We start from the raw sequence: 14,885 nt of genomic DNA on the forward strand, positions 1-14,885 counted from the left end.
TCCCGGGGCTCAGACGGCCGCCGGCGGGGGAGTGCGCGCGGAGTCGGGGGCTCCGTCGATCGGCGCGGACGCGTCCGATCCGGACCCGACAGGCGGGGAGCCGACAGACCCGGAAGCGGCTGTCGCGGACGCGGCAGGCGGCGCCGCCGTGGGCGTCGCGTCCTGCGGGCGGACCGTCGGAGCGGCCTGACTGCGCTGGCCGAGCGCGCCTCCGATGCCCTTCAGCGCCTCGGTGAGCTCGCTCGGGATGACCCAGAGCTTGTTCGCGCTGCCCTCGGCGATCTTGGGGAGCGTCTGGAGGTACTGGTAGGCGAGGAGCTCGCTGTCGGGGCGGCCCTCGTGGATGGCGTGGAAGACGGTGGTGATCGCCTTGGCCTCACCCTCGGCCCGCAGGACCGCCGCCTTCGCCTGGCCCTCCGCCGCGAGGATGGCGGCCTGGCGCTGGCCCTCGGCGTTCAGGATCTGGGACTGCTTGGTGCCCTCGGCCGTGAGGATCACGGCACGACGGTCGCGCTCGGCGCGCATCTGCTTCTCCATCGAGTCCTGGATGGAGAGGGGCGGGTCGATGGCCTTGAGCTCCACGCGTCCGACGCGGATGCCCCACTTGCCGGTGGCCTCGTCGAGGACGATGCGCAGCTGCCCGTTGATGTTGTCGCGGGAGGTCAGCGCCTCCTCGAGGTTCAGGCCGCCCACGACGTTGCGGAGCGTGGTGGTGGTCAGCTGCTCGACCGCGCCGAGGTAGTTGGCGATCTCGTACGTCGCCGCCCGGGCGTCCGTCACCTGGAAGTAGACGACCGTGTCGATCGAGACGACGAGGTTGTCCTCGGTGATCACGGGCTGGGGCGGGAACGAGACGACCTGCTCGCGCAGGTCGATCAGCGGGCGGACCCGGTCGATGAACGGCACGACGAGGTTGAGGCCCGGCAGCAGGGTCTTGTGGTACTTGCCGAGGCGCTCCACGACCCCGGCCGTGGCCTGGGGGATGATGCGGACCGCCCGGAAGAGGACGACGAGCGCGAAGAGGACGACGGCGGCGACGACGACGATCGTCACGACGGAGGACGGTGTCACGGTGTGCTCCTTTCGGCGGGGACGACGACCGCGGTCGCGCCCTCGATGGCGGTGACGACGACTCTCTCGCCGACTCCGAGTGTGCGGTCCTCGACGAGCGGGGACAGGCGGAGCGTCCAGGTCTCGCCGTTGGCGAGCTTGACCTGGCCGGCTCCGGGGCCGGCGAGGACGACGCTGCCGGCGAGGCCGAGAAGAGCATCCGCTCCGCTCGGGGTGGGATCGCCGCCCCGTTTCAGCAGCCGCAGCAGCGGCGGCCGGACGGTGAACAGCAGAAGGGCGGCGAGGACAGCCGCGACGGGCACCTGGACCCAGAAGGGAGCCCCGACCAGCCCGGTCAGCAGTCCGCCGATGCTGCCGACGGCGAGCATCAGGAACGTGAACTCAAGAGTGATCATCTCGACGATCACGAAGATGAGGATCAGCGCGAGCCAGAGGATCCATGCGTACTGGGTGACAGCGTCCATGCTGTGCGCTCCTTCCCCTCGACGAGCATTCCCAGGCTATCAACGCCCCCCGGACGAGGGCTGGGAGAGAGGGTGCGCCGAGGGTCTCGAGGCGCTTGGTAGACTCCTCCGTCGGGCCACGGCCCGTCATCGTGCCCGATCCGGTCTCCGAGCCGGCGTTCTGGAGGAATACCCGTGTCCAACCCCCTCGCCCCCGGCTCCTTCGACGGCAAGCGCGCTCTCGTCACCGGGTCGTCCCGCGGCATCGGCGCCGACACGGTCCGCTACCTGGCCGAGGCCGGAGCCCGCGTCGTCGTCAACTACCGCTCGAAGGCGCCGCGCGCCGACAAGCTCGTCGCGCAGATCGTCGAGGCCGGCGGCACCGCCATCGCCGTCGGCGCCGACCTCACGGACGCCGCCTCGCGCGCCGAGCTCTTCTCGCGCATCGAGAAGGAGTACGGCGGACTCGACGTGCTCGTCCTGAACGCCTCCGGCGGCATGGAGAGCAACATGGGGGAGGACTACGCGATGGTCCTCAACCGCGACTCGCAGGTCGCCGTGCTCGACGCGGCACTGCCGCTGCTCGGGGAGGGCTCGCGCGTCGTGTTCGTCACGAGCCACCAGGCGCACTTCATCCGGACCACGCCCACGATGCCCGAGTACGAGCCCGTCGCGCTGTCCAAGCGCGCCGGAGAGGACGCCCTGCGCGAGCGGATCGGCGAGCTCGCCGAGCGCGGGATCGAGTTCGTCGTCGTCTCGGGCGACATGATCGAGGGCACCATCACAGCGACCCTGCTGGAGCGCGCGAACCCGGGCGCGATCAGCTCGCGTCGCGAGTCGGCCGGCAAGCTCTACAACGTGCAGGAGTTCGCGGCCGAGGTCGCTCTGGCGGCCGTCGAGCCGATCCCCGCGGACAACACGCGCCTCGTCGGCGACGTCTCCGACTTCGCCTGATCCCACGCGCGAGCCGGTCCCTGCGCACGTCTGCGACCACCGACGGACGATCTCGACGGACGCCATCGGAGCGGCGTCGGGATCCCGAGACGGAGGGCGCATTGAGCTTTCGTCAGAATTGGTAGTCGCGGTGACGGAGAGGCGGAAGCGATCGCCCTTTCGCTGCCGCGGCGTCCGGCGGCCGACCGGGTGACTCGCGCCCCGTCGTCCGGAGATCCGGCCGGGAATCCGACGTCGTCTTGCGTCGACGAGCCCACCACGACGACCGGTTCTCATCCGACCGCCGGAAGCCGGGCCGGACGGTCACACGGTGGGAGTGACGGCCCGCCGAGCTCCCTCTCCGTTATCCGATAATGCACATTATGTCAGTTCGAGTGCTTTCCCCGTCGGCAGCGATGCCGGTCGGATCCCCCTGGTCACCGTCACCACACGTGATCACCGCTCGCCGTCGTGCTCCGGTGACCGTCCGGCCGCGTCGACGGTGAGGCCTCGGATCACCGCGGCGACGACCAGCCGCTGCGTGAGCGCCGCGCTCGTGTCCACGGGCCACTGGCTCACCGATCCGACGTGCGCCGCGACGACCGCCTTGGCCAGGACGGCGGACTTGACGGCGGGAACGCGTCCGTGCACGGCGGCGAGGGCCGCGAAGCGCTCGCCCAGCTCGCGCGAGACGCGGTCGTCGTCGATCATCATCCGCTCGGCGAACACCGGGTCCGCGGCGGCGCGGGCCAGGAGCACCGACCGCAGGGAGAACCACTCTCGGCTGGACGGGAGGGCGTCGAGGAGGGAGCGGACCGCGCCGTCGAGGGTCGCCTCGCGGTGCTCCTCCTGCAGCTGGACGTCGAGGGCCTCCTGCAGACTCCCCCACACTCTCGCGGCCTGCTCCTCGTGGAGCGCGAGGAAGAGCTGGTCGACGCCGGCGAAGTTCGAGTAGAACGCGCCTCGGGTGAAGCCCGCCTGTGCGCAGATGTCCTCGACGCGCTGGCCGATGGCGCCCGTGCTCTCGAAGAGCTCGGCGGCCGCGGCGAGGAGGCGCCGTCGCGTCTCGCTCCTCCGCCGGACCGGAGCCTGCTCGCCTGTGTCCACGCCCCCAGCCTATGCGGGTCCTTGCGCACTCCGCGCCTTTTCAGTACGTTCCGTGTTCAATGCATCTTGTATCGAAAGCTGAGACGACCGGACCGCGACGACGGGTCCAGTGGCTGCCGGCGGCGACCGTCGTGCTGATCGGGGCGGTCCTCGCCTGGCTGAATCAGGTGCCGTGGTGGGGGTGGCTCGTCGTCGGGACGGCCGCGTCCCTGATCGTGTCCGTCTCGAGGAGCTGGCGGCGCCGGCACGGAGCGCTGAGGGCGGCGGCCTGGCTCGCGTCCGCAGGGCTCGTCGGAGCCCTTGCCCTTGCCGCGGGTCCTCTCCCGGCGACGCGGACGCTCGCCGGTCCGCACACCGCTCCGGTCACGACCCGGGAGGGCGACGTCGTCGGAGTGCACGATGCCGCGGCCGGGGTCGACGCGTTCGCGGGGATCCCCTACGCCGCTCCCCCGGTCGGCCCGCTGCGCTGGGAGGCGCCCCGTCCGGCCCCGCAGCGGTCGGCGACCCTCGTGGCCGACGACTTCGGCCCCTCCGCGGTCCAGCCGGAGCCGACGTTCCTCTCCCGAGCGGCGACGCGCGTGCTCGACCTGCCGCTGGAGGAGACGCTCCTCGGCGGCTACGCGACGGACGAGGACAGCCTCCGCCTGAACATCTGGAGGCCGGCCGGCGGGGCCGGCGATGCGAGCCCGGTCCTCGTCTACCTCCACGGCGGCGCCTTCGTCTCGGGATCCGGCGCCCTCCCCGCCTATGACGGCGCGGCGCTCGCCTCCCGTGGCGCCGTGGTGGTCACCGTCGGCTACCGTCTGGGCGTCTTCGGCTTCCTCTCCGGTGACGCTCTCGGCGGCGGCAGCCCGGGGAACCAGGGACTGCTCGACCAGGTCGCCGCTCTGCAGTGGGTGCAGGACAACATCGCGGCCTTCGGAGGAGACCCGGGGCGGGTGACGGTCGCCGGCCAGTCCGCCGGCTCGGGCAGCGCCTGCATCCTCGGCGCCTCGCCGCTCGCCGCCGGCCTCCTCCACGGGATCATCGGGGAGAGCGGAGGATGCCTGGGGACGGCGGGAGACCGCGAGGCCGGCGACCTCTACGACGACGCCGCCACCGCACGGGAGGCGGCTGCGCGCTTGAGCCAAGCGCTCGGCGGGGCGAGCCTGGCCGAGATGCGGGCCCTGCCGGCCGAGCGCATCGTCTCGGCCGCTGCGGGCCTCTCGCAGCACTGGTGGCCGTCGATCGACGGCGTCGTCCTCCCGGACACGCCGCTCGCCGTCTACGAGGCCGGTCGGCAGAACGACGTCCCCCTCCTGCTCGGCAGCAACTCCGACGAGACCTCGCTCGATCTGCTGGGAGGCGTCGACTCGGATCCGGACGACTACGAGCAGGAGGTGCGCCGGGAGCACGGAGACGACGCGGACCGCTTCCTCGCGCTGTACCCGGGTGCCGACGAGGATCAGGTCGTCGACTCCCGACTACGTGCCGGCACCGACCGGACGATGACCGCGCCGATGCGCCTCTGGGCGCTGACGGCCGCCCGGACCGGGCGGGCGGCCGTCCACCTCTACGTCTTCACCCGCACTCCCCCGGAGAGCGGACTCGAGCGGTTCGGCGCCTACCACGGCGCCGAGGTGATGTACGCCTACGGGAACCTCGGGGCGGACGGCGACGCCGACTACACGGATCTCGACCGCCGGCTCGAGCAGGAGATGACCGCGCGCTGGCTCGCGTTCGTCTCCCGCGGCGATCCGGACGCCCCCGGCCGGGAGCGGTGGCCCGCCGTCCAGGAGGATCCGGACAGCGTGCTGGAGTTCGGCGACGTCGTCCGGGTCACCGGGCGCCCGTCCCCCGACGCCGTCGACTTCTGGCTCGAGGGGACGGGCTGACGGGGGACGCTCCTCTCGGCGGAACGCTCCGGACGGCGGGGAGCCCCCGGTCAGAGCTGCCCGACGAGGTGCGCCTGCCGGCCGTCGCGCGCGAAGACCGGGATGACGGCAAGGGGCGCGTCGGCGACGATCCACTGCCCGCCTTCGTGCTCGGCGCCTGTCGAGAGCTCGGTCCACCGCGCCCCGGCGGGCAGGTAGACCCTCCGGGAGACGGCTCCGGCGTGCGTGACCGGAGCGACCAGCAGGTCCGAGCCGAACAGGTACTGGTCGGCGAGGTCCCAGGCCTCCGGGTCGCCGGGGAACTCGTGGAACACCGCGCGCAGCACCGGCTGACCGAGCTCGTGCGCCTCCCGCATCGCCTCGCGCGTGTACGGGCGCAGGGTCTCGCGCAGATGCAGCAGGCGGGTGAGGATCGGCGTGGCCTCCTCGCCGAAGCTCCACACCTCGTTCGCGGCTCCGGTCGGCGCTCGCCTGGTGCCGTCGGCGGCCGTGACCGGGGCCGCCGGCGCGCGGTCGCCGTGCAGGCGCATCACCGGGCTGAACGCTCCGAACTGGAACCAGCGCACGAGGAGCTCACGGAACTCCGGGTCGGACGGGTCTCCCCCGGCGAATCCTCCGATGTCGGTCGTGAACCACGGGATCCCCGCGACGCCCATGTGGATGCCGGCCGTGATCTGGTGGCGGAGGTCCGCGAAGGTCGAATGGATGTCACCCGACCACACGAGCGCACCGTACCGCTGGCTGCCCGCCCAGGCCGTGCGGACGAGGTTCACGATCGCGGTCTCCCCGCTCTCGCGCTGCCCCTCGAAGAAGCCGCGGGAGAACGCCTGCGGGTAGAGGTTGCCGACCTGGACGGCAGGGCCGGCGGCGTAGCGGTAGTTGTCGAAGTCGTAGACGCCGTACTCGGGCTCGGCCTCGTCGAGCCAGAAGAGCCGGATCCCGTGCTCGCCGTAGTTGCGCCGGCACGCCTCCCAGACGAACCTCCGGGCGGCGGGGCTCGTCGCGTCGTAGAACGCGCTCGGGCCCTCGAACTGCATGTGCAGGTCCAGGCCCCGCTCGGCCTTGACGAGCAAATTCCCCTTCTTCATCGCGACGTAGTTCTCGGACTCGACCGACACCTGCGGCCAGACCGAGACCATGAGCTCGATCCCGAGCTCGCGCAGCTCGGCGACCATCGCCGACGGATCCGGCCAGAACTCCTCCTCGAAGCGGAAGTCGCCCATGCGGGGCCAGTGGAAGAAGTCGGCCACGATCACGTCCATCGGGAGGCCGCGCCGCCGGTGCTCGCGGGCGACCTCGAGCAGCTGCTCCTGGTTCCAGTAGCGCAGCTTGCACTGCCAGAAGCCCAGGCCGTGCTCGGGCATCATCGGGACGTGCCCGGTCGCGTCGGCGTAGGCGCGGGTGATGTCGGCCGGGGTCTCGCCCGCGGTCACCCAGTAGTCGAGCTGCTGGGAGGACTCGGCGGACCACTCCGAGCGGTTGGCCGCGAAGGTCGCGCGGCCGATCGCCGGGTTGTGCCAGAGGAAGCCGTATCCGCGGCTCGAGAGCACGAACGGGACGCTGGACTGGGAGTTGCGGTGCGCGAGCTCGAGCGTGCAGCCCTTCAGGTCGAGGATGTCCTGCTGGTACTGCCCCATCCCGTACAGCTTCTCGTCGGGGGCCGTCTCGAACAGCGCGGTCAGCCGGCAGTCGCCGCCCAGGTGCGGACGCTGCTCGCGGGCGCGCAGCTTGAGCGCTCCCCCGCTCCCCAGCTCCCGGAAGAGCAGCTCCCCCCGACGGTCGTAGAAGGAGAGGGAGCAGGAGAGCTCGTGGTAGCCGGTCTGGTACCCGTAGCCCTCCTGCTGCTCGAGGACGACGGTGATGCCGCCGGTGCGCAGCGTCGCCCGGGGTCCCTCGATCGAGACCTCCGGCGCGCGGCGCTCGGGGGCGATCAGCGCCCAGTCGGTGTCGAGCACCTCCCCCGAGCGGCGGGCGCGGACCCGGACGCTGTCCCTCCCCCAGGGCTCGACGACGACGGTCTCGCCGTCGCCGCGCCAGACGAGACGGTCGTCCTCGAGCGCGAACGCGTCAGTGTCCATGTGCTCCTGCTTCCTCGAGTCGGGCACGGCGCTCAGTCCTTGACCGCGCCGGCGGTGACCCCGGCGGCGACGTAGCGCTGGGCCACGATCAGCAGCACGGCGGCCGGGAGGGAGGCGATCACGGCGGTCGCCATGATCCCGTTCCAGTTGGTGGTGGTCGATCCGATGTAGCGGTAGAGGCCGAGGGTGAACGGCACGATGCTGTTGCCCGAGGTGAGCGAGTTCGCGTTGAGGAAGTCGGCCCAGGCGAACAGGAACGAGAACAGGCCCGCGGTCACGATCGAGTTCCGGCTCAGCGGTATGACGATCGAGACGAAGGAGCGCCAGTTGCTCGCGCCGTCGATCCGAGCGGCCTCGATCAGCTCGTCGGGGATGCCGAGCATGAAGGCCCGGAGGATGATCACCGCGAACGGCACCGAGGCGGTGGCGTCGGCGAGGATGAGGCCCGGATAGGTGTTGAGCAGCCCCAGCGCGTTGTAGATCGCGAACAGCGCGGTGACCAGGACGATCCCGGGGATCATCTGGGCGAGCAGGAACACGAACATCACGACGCCGGTCCCCCGCACCCGGAACTTCGCCATCGCGAAGGCGGCGGGCAGGGCGATCGCCAGCGTCAGGATCACGCAGCCGATCGAGATCACGAGGCTCGTGATCAGGTTCGGCAGCTGCGTCGAGAACGCCTGCACGTACCCGTCGAGGGTCGGGTCGCCGGGGAACAGGCTCGGCGGGGTCTGGATCAGGTTCTGCGGCTTGGTCAGCGAGACGTTGACCATCCAGTAGAGCGGGAAGAGGAGGAAGCCGCAGAGCACGATCGCGATGACCACGTCGATCCCGCGGCGCAGCCCTGTGGTGTGCCGGTTCATCCGAGGTCCTCCTTGCGCTGGGCGCGGATGTAGATCACGCCGAAGACGAGGGCGACGATCACGAGGATCTGGCCGGCCGCCGCTCCGACTCCGAACTGCAGGTCGGTGAAGGACTGCTCGTAGGCCCAGGTCGCGAGGGTGTGCGAGCTGTTGGCCGGACCGCCCTTGGTGAGGATCCAGATGACGTCGAACACCTTGATCGTGTAGACGAGGCCGAGCAGGAGGGTGACGGAGGTCACCGGTCGCAGCAGCGGCCAGGTGATGCTCCAGAAGGACCGCCAGTGCGAGGCGCCGTCCAGCGCCGCGGCCTCGTAGAGGCTCTCGGGGATGCCCTGCAGGCCTCCGTGCAGCAGCACCATGTTGAACGGGATGCCCAGCCAGATGTTCGCGATGATGACCGCCCACAGTGAGACGGACGGATCGGTCAGCCAGCCGACCGGCGTGCCGATCGCGGCGTTCAGGATGCCGAACTGCTGGTCGAAGATCCAGCGCCAGGCCGTCGCCGAGACGATCAGCGGGAGGAGCCACGGCAGCAGGATGAGGGAGCGGAAGGTCGCCGAGAGCGGGAACCGGCGGCTGAAGAACAGCGCCAGCGCCATGCCGATCGTGAACTGCCCCACCAGCGAGACCACCGTGAAGACCACGGTGTGCCACGCGATGCTCGCGAAGATCGGATCGGTGACGACGGTGACGTAGTTGTCGAAGCCGACGAAGGGGGCGATCCCGGTGACGAAGGACGACGGTCCGAAGTCCTGGAGGCTGAGGACGACGCCGCGGATGATCGGGTAGACGAAGAAGACGGCGAGGAAGATCACCACGGGTGCCATGAAGGCGGCGGCGGCGAGGCGGAGGTGGGAGCGGGGTCGGCGGCGGGCGGGCGGCCGCGTGGCCGCCCCGCCCGCGACCGGCGCCGTGAGCACGGCGGGGTCGGTCATGCGGCCGCTACTTCAGGCTCGCCGCGGCGTCGTCGAGGGCCGCCTGCGGCGTCTTCGAGCCGGTCAGCGACTCCTGGATCGCGGTCCAGAGCGCCTTCGAGGTGTCGGGGTAGGCGACGCCGAGGTCGCTGGTGCGTCCCTGCGCGACCGAGATGGCCTCGACCCACGGCTGGAGCGCGGGGTCCTCTGTCGCCTGCTCGGCGGCCGCATCGGCGTACGGCATGATGTACGACTGGCCGGCCGCCCACGCCTTCAGGCTGTCGGGCTGGATGACGCACTGGGCGAACTCCGTCGCGAGGGTCTGCTTCGCGGCGTCGGAGGCGACCACCTCGACGAACTCGCCGCCGAGCGGGCTCGGGGCCGCTCCCCCGTCCTTCGCCGGGATCGGCACGACGCCGTAGTCGATGCCCGCCTCGTCGAGGGCGGAGAGCTGCCAGGTGCCGTTGACCATCATCCCGAGCTTGCCCGCGAGGAACTGGTCGCGGACGTCCTGCTGGTTGGCGTTGACGTTCGCCTGCGAGGCCGATCCGCTCTTGACCAGGTCGGTCCAGAGCGCGAGCGCCGAGACGGCGTCGTCGGAGGAGATGTCCTCGAGGGTGGCGCCGGAGCCCCAGAAGAAGGGCAGGAACTGGAAGGTGCCCTCCTCGGTGCCGATCGCGGAGAAGCCGAGACCGGTGACGTCGCCCGCGGTGAGGGCCTTCGCGGCGGTGGTCAGCTCGTCCCAGGTCGTCGGCGGAGTGACGCCGGCGGCCTCGAAGAGCGCCGTGTTGTAGAAGAGCGCGAGGGTGTTCGAGCCGATCGACGAGCCGTAGGTCTTCCCGTCCAGCTGGCCGGCGGCGAGCACGTTCGGGAGGACGTCGCTGGTGTCGAGCCCGGAGGCGGCGTTGTCGACGAGCAGGCCGGTGTCGGCGAACTTCGCGACGTTGGGGTTGTCGAGGACGACCAGGTTCGGCGTGGTCTTCGACGCGGCCGACTGCAGGAGCTTGGTGGTGAGGTCGGGGTCGGAGGTGCGCTCGAGGGTGATCCCGGTCGAGGCCTCGCAGCCGGCCAGGAGCTGGCCGTAGGGGGAGGACGCGTCGTACTGGGTGAAGCTGTCCCAGAGGGTGAGCGACTTCGACGAGTCGTCGCCCGCTCCCTGTGCGCTGCACGCGCTCAGAGCGACTCCGGCGATGAGGACGAGGGAGGCGGCGCCTGCGGCCCGTCGGATGCTGTTCTTCACGGTATTCCTCTCTGAATACGGTCGGAACGAGCGGAGCGCTCGCGCCGGGAAGACCCTCCGGAGGCGCCCGCTGAGGCGGTCCGTCCGGAAGTCGTGGCGAGCCTAACCGAGTTGGAGAACCGGTTCAATAGATTCCGGAGAACCGGTTCTCCGGTCGACGTCGGAGCGTCACGGACGACCGGCTCCTCGTCAGCCGCGCGCCCGCCGCCACGAGGGGACGACGCCCCGGCTCGTGCCCGGCGAGAAGGGCGCGGTGGTGCCCAGGTCCACGACGACCGCGGGCAGCAGCTCCGTCACTCCCGGAGTCGCGGTGCCGGCGAGCTCGTCGAGCACCAGGTCGACCGCCCGCGAGACCATCTCGTCGCCGGGCAGGTCCACCACGGTGACCGGCTGATCGGCGTGCCGCATCACCGCCTCCGGCGCGATGGTCATGATCGAGCAGTCCTCCGGGACGCGCAGGCCCAGGCTGCTGAGGCGCTGCAGGAACGGCTCGAGCACGCCCGGCCCGTGCGTGACCACGGCGCTCAGGCCGGGGAGCTGCTCCTGAGCCTGCTCGAACCAGTCGTCGACGTCGTCGGTGCTGGGGATGACGGCACCGCGCACGCCGCGCAGGCGGCACTGGTCGAGGAAGCCCTCGCGGAACCGCAGTGCGAAGGCGTAGCCGCTCTCGTAGGCGTCCGGGCCCATCCCGAGGACCGCGATCTCCACGTGCCCGAGGTCGGCGAGGTGGTCGACCGCGACCCGCGCCGCGCCGTCGAAGTCGAGGTCGATCGCGCTGAACGGGCTGCCCTCGCCCGGATAGCCGACCAGGGCGGTGGGCAGCCCGATGCTCGCGAGGACCGGCAGCCGGGGGTCGTCCCGGCGGATGTCCATCACCACGAGCGCATCGGCGAGGACGTCGCGCGAGAGCTCCCCCTCGCCGGTTCCCATCATCAGCAGGTCGAAGCCGCGGGCACGGGCCGCGTACATCGCCGCCCGCACGAAGCGCATGAAGACGTCGACGTCGGTCTGCCGCGACTCCGGATCGACGGAGGCGAAGAAGCCGAGGATGTTCGTGCGCCGCAGCGCGAGGGCCCGCGCCATCGGGTCGGGCCGGTAGCCGAGCCGCTCCACGCTCGCGAGCACGCGCAGGCGGGTCGCCTCCGGGAGCTTCTTGTTGCCGGAGAGCACGTAGGACACCGTGCTGCGGGCCACCCCCGCATCGGCCGCGACGTCGCGAATGGTCACCATGGGCTCAGCGTAGTGAGGGCCCGGCGTCGGGAGGGCCCGCCATCGGCTCCCTCGACCGGTGGGGAGCAGCGTGCACACCCCGGCGATCCGGCCGTCCCGCGGGGGAATGAGAGCAGTCCGCGACGAGCGGTGCGGCGGGCGCCGACGACGGACGCCGGACGCGGACGAGCAGGCGATCACGGTTGCGCGCGGGTCCGGCGGGCACGTACGGTCGACGGGTACCTCGTCGCGAGCCGCGACGTCGGTGCGGCCGTCACACCGGCCGATCCAGCGGCTCGCGGTCACGGGGGCTCCCCGCACGGAAGACGGACTCTTGCGCTCCAGCACCGGTACTGCGTCCACGACGCAGCAGCTGCTCTCGCACTGACGTCCCCCGTGCCCGCCCCTCAAGGGCGAGCCGCTGCTCCCTCGGAGCCCGGTGGTCGTCGTGCGCCGACACCGACCCCTGGAGCACCGTGCCCTCCGTCTCCCGCACCACCCCGCCCGCCGTCGTCCTCCACGACTGCACGTTCGCCTGGCCCGACGGCTCCGTCGTCCTCGACCGCGTCACCGCTGCGTTCGGCCGCGGGCGCACCGGTCTCGTCGGCGCGAACGGCGCCGGCAAGTCGACGCTCGTCCGCCTCGTCACGGGCGACCTCTCCCCCACCGCCGGGAGCGTCTCGACGACGGGACCCGTCGACCTGCTGCCCCAGCGGCTCCGGCGGGGGCCCGACGACACCGTCGCCGATCTCCTCGGGATCCGGCAGCGCCTCGACGCGTTGCACGCGATCCTCCGCGGCGACGCGGATCCGCGGCACTTCGAGGTGCTCGCGGACGACTGGGACCTCGAGGCCCGGGCGCTCGCCGCCCTCGGCGACGCCGGTCTCGACCTGGAGGAGGCGGACCTGCTGCGCCCGGTCGCGACCCTCTCGGGAGGGCAGGCCGTCCTCACGGCGGTGACCGGCGTCCGCCTGCGCGACCGGCCGATCGCCGTGCTCGACGAGCCGACGAACGACCTCGACCGCCGCTCCCGGGGGCTGCTGCTCGACCTCGTCGACCGGTGGCGCGGAACGCTCGTGCTCGTCAGCCACGACCGGGAGCTGCTCGAGCACGTCGACGAGGTCGCGGAGCTGCGCGACGGGGCGGTCCGCACCTCCGGCGGGACGTTCTCGGCGTTCGAGGAGCGGCTCGCCCTCGAGCAGGCGGCCGCGGAGCGCGATCTGCGCGACGCCGACCGGCTGCTCCGCGCCGAGCGCCGGCAGCGCATCGAGGCCGAGACGACCATCGCGCGACGGGCGCGGGCGGGAGCGCGATCGGCGGAGTCGATGCCGGCGATCCTCGCGAACGCGCGGAGAGGCCGCGCCGAGGCGACCGCGGGGCGGCTGCGCTCCGGGCACGGCGCCGCCGAGGCGCGGGCGCGCGAGCAGGTCGATGCCGCGTCGCGAGCAGTGCGGGACGACGACCGGGTCCGCCTCGACCTGCCGGACCCCGGGGTCGCGGCCGGGCGCCGTCTGGCGGAGCTGACGGTGCGGGGCCGGACGACGGTGCTGCAGGGTCCGGAGCGGATCGCCGTGGTCGGCGCGAACGGGACGGGGAAGACGACCCTGCTCGAGCACCTCGTCGGGGCTCCGGGCGCGCGGGAGCATCCGCTCGCCGGCACCACGGCCCGAGCGCTGACGGAGCGGGTCGGCTGGCTCCCCCAGCGCCGCGAGGGGCTCCTCGACGAGGAGGCGACCGTGCGGGAGCACGTCGCGCGGGCCGCACCGGATCTGCCGGCGGTCGAGCTGCGGAACGCCCTCGCGCGGCTCCTGGTGCGCGGCGACGTGGTCGACCGGAGGATCGCGACGCTCTCGGGCGGCGAGCGGTTCCGCGTCGCGCTCGCCGGGCTCGTGCTGGCGCAGCCGGCTCCGCAGCTGCTCGTGCTCGACGAGCCGACGAACGACCTCGATCTCGTCACGACCGACCACCTCGTCGAGGTGCTCGCCGCCTGGCGGGGCGGCCTGGTCGTCGTCAGCCACGACGAGGCGTTCCTCGACCGGCTCGGACTCCACTCCCGAGTGGTGCTCGACGCGCAGTGACGGCTGGTCCCCCGGCCCCCGGTGGTTCCGGCCTCGACCGGGCCCCCGCCTCCGGGGAGACTGGCCGGACCCCTCCCGCCCCCAGCGAACGGACCGACGTGCTCACCGGACTCAGCGCCTTCCCCCTCACACCGCTGCGCGACGACAGCATCGACGAGCCGTCGTTCGCCGCTCTCGTCGAGCGGCTCGCGCGGGCGGGAGTCGACTCGATCGGCGCTCTGGGCTCGACCGGCTCGGCTCCGTACCTGGACCGCGGCGAGCGCCGCCGGGCCGCCGAGATCGCTGTGAGCTGCGCCGGCCCGGTGCCGGTCGTGGTCGGGATCGGAGCGCTGCGCACCTCGGACGTGCTGGCGCTCGCCGAGGACGCGCAGAGCGCCGGGGCGAGCGCGGTGCTCCTGGCGCCGCTCAGCTACCAGCCGCTGACGGACGAGGACGTGCTCGGGCTCTACGAGGACGTGACGGCTCAGCTCTCGGTGCCGCTGGTCGTGTACGACAACCCCGGGACCACGCGCTTCTCGTTCTCCGACGACCTCTACGGGGCCGTCGCCCGGCTGCCGCAGGTCGCCTCCCTCAAGATCCCCGGCGTGCCGGGGGAGCCGGGTGCGGCTGCGGCCCGTGTCCGCGAGATCCGGGCGCGGGTGCCGGAGGGGGTCACTGTCGGGGTCTCGGGGGACGCCGCCGGCGCGCGCGGGCTGCTCGGCGGCTGCGACGCCTGGTACTCGGTGGTCGGCGGCCTCTTGCCGCGGACGGCGCTGTCGATCGCCCGGGCGGCGCAGTCGGGCGACGAAGCCGCGGCGATCGCGGGATCGGCGCGCCTGCAGCCCGTCTGGGACCTCTTCGCGGAGCACGGCGGCAGCTACCGCGTGATCGCGGCGATGGCGGAGCAGCTCGGTCTCGCCGAGGCGCGCTGCCTGCCGCGTCCGGTCCGCGGGCTCGATGCGACGGCGCGGGTCCGGGTCGCGGAGGTCCTGGCGGAGCTGGGGCCGGTGCTGGAATGAGGCCCGGGCGGGTCGACCGGGAGGACGGGCCGGACGAGGCAGTCGTTCCGGTCGGCGTCGTCGTTCCGGTCGGCGTC

12 protein-coding genes are annotated in these 14,885 nt (G+C 72.3%); 4 read left to right on the forward strand and 8 right to left on the reverse strand.

Going from position 1 to position 14,885, the window contains the following annotated elements; all coding sequences use genetic code 11:
- Positions 1-9: 9 nt before the first annotated feature.
- Both GSU45_RS08055 and GSU45_RS08060 read right to left on the reverse strand, forming a co-directional pair.
- Positions 10-1,071 carry an SPFH domain-containing protein gene (locus GSU45_RS08055; protein WP_159914101.1) on the reverse strand — a complete coding sequence of 354 codons (1,062 nt, stop codon included), beginning with the start codon at positions 1,069-1,071 and terminating at the stop codon, positions 10-12.
- Complete coding sequence (locus tag GSU45_RS08060) at positions 1,068-1,535, reverse strand: NfeD family protein (protein ID WP_159914102.1); 468 nt, start codon at positions 1,533-1,535, stop codon at positions 1,068-1,070. The genes GSU45_RS08055 and GSU45_RS08060 overlap by 4 nt, the downstream gene beginning before the upstream one ends.
- Positions 1,536-1,709: 174 nt before the next feature.
- Here GSU45_RS08060 and GSU45_RS08065 point away from each other — a divergent pair, with 174 nt between their 5' ends.
- Entirely contained in the window at positions 1,710-2,468 is a 759-nt protein-coding gene (locus GSU45_RS08065) for an SDR family oxidoreductase (RefSeq protein ID WP_159914104.1), read from the forward strand.
- Between the two features lie 435 nt (positions 2,469-2,903).
- Here the strand turns inward: GSU45_RS08065 and GSU45_RS08070 are convergent, their stop codons facing one another.
- A complete protein-coding gene (locus tag GSU45_RS08070; RefSeq protein ID WP_159914106.1) occupies positions 2,904-3,554 on the reverse strand; it encodes a TetR/AcrR family transcriptional regulator in 651 nt (216 codons plus the stop codon).
- A gap of 59 nt (positions 3,555-3,613) precedes the next feature.
- On the opposite strand from GSU45_RS08070, the gene GSU45_RS08075 reads away from it, so the two are divergent.
- Entirely contained in the window at positions 3,614-5,428 is a 1,815-nt protein-coding gene (locus tag GSU45_RS08075; RefSeq protein ID WP_159914108.1) for a carboxylesterase family protein, read from the forward strand.
- Between the two features lie 50 nt (positions 5,429-5,478).
- Here GSU45_RS08075 and GSU45_RS08080 read toward each other — a convergent pair whose 3' ends face one another.
- From GSU45_RS08080 to GSU45_RS08100, 5 genes are all read right to left on the reverse strand, one after another.
- On the reverse strand, positions 5,479-7,506 hold the full coding sequence (locus tag GSU45_RS08080) for a TIM-barrel domain-containing protein (RefSeq protein ID WP_159914110.1): 2,028 nt from the start codon (positions 7,504-7,506) through the stop codon (positions 5,479-5,481).
- A gap of 32 nt (positions 7,507-7,538) precedes the next feature.
- Entirely contained in the window at positions 7,539-8,369 is an 831-nt protein-coding gene (locus tag GSU45_RS08085) for a carbohydrate ABC transporter permease (protein ID WP_104237443.1), read from the reverse strand.
- Positions 8,366-9,304, reverse strand: coding sequence for a sugar ABC transporter permease (locus tag GSU45_RS08090; RefSeq protein WP_159914112.1), 939 nt, complete (start codon positions 9,302-9,304; stop codon positions 8,366-8,368). Before GSU45_RS08090 ends, GSU45_RS08085 begins: the two co-directional genes overlap by 4 nt.
- Before the next feature lie 7 nt (positions 9,305-9,311).
- Positions 9,312-10,523 carry an extracellular solute-binding protein gene (locus tag GSU45_RS08095; protein ID WP_159914114.1) on the reverse strand — a complete coding sequence of 404 codons (1,212 nt, stop codon included), beginning with the start codon at positions 10,521-10,523 and terminating at the stop codon, positions 9,312-9,314.
- Between the two features lie 189 nt (positions 10,524-10,712).
- Complete coding sequence (locus tag GSU45_RS08100) at positions 10,713-11,753, reverse strand: LacI family DNA-binding transcriptional regulator (RefSeq protein WP_159914116.1); 1,041 nt, start codon at positions 11,751-11,753, stop codon at positions 10,713-10,715.
- Between the two features lie 455 nt (positions 11,754-12,208).
- On the opposite strand from GSU45_RS08100, the gene GSU45_RS08105 reads away from it, so the two are divergent.
- Together GSU45_RS08105 and GSU45_RS08110 are read left to right on the forward strand one after the other, a co-directional pair.
- Positions 12,209-13,810, forward strand: a complete 1,602-nt coding sequence (locus GSU45_RS08105; RefSeq protein ID WP_159914118.1) for an ATP-binding cassette domain-containing protein — start codon at positions 12,209-12,211, stop codon at positions 13,808-13,810.
- A gap of 98 nt (positions 13,811-13,908) precedes the next feature.
- A complete protein-coding gene (locus tag GSU45_RS08110; RefSeq protein WP_159914120.1) occupies positions 13,909-14,808 on the forward strand; it encodes a dihydrodipicolinate synthase family protein in 900 nt (299 codons plus the stop codon).
- Positions 14,809-14,885 lie beyond the last annotated feature (77 nt).

The organism is Rathayibacter sp. VKM Ac-2801 (assembly GCF_009834245.1).
GTDB lineage: Bacteria > Actinomycetota > Actinomycetes > Actinomycetales > Microbacteriaceae > Rathayibacter.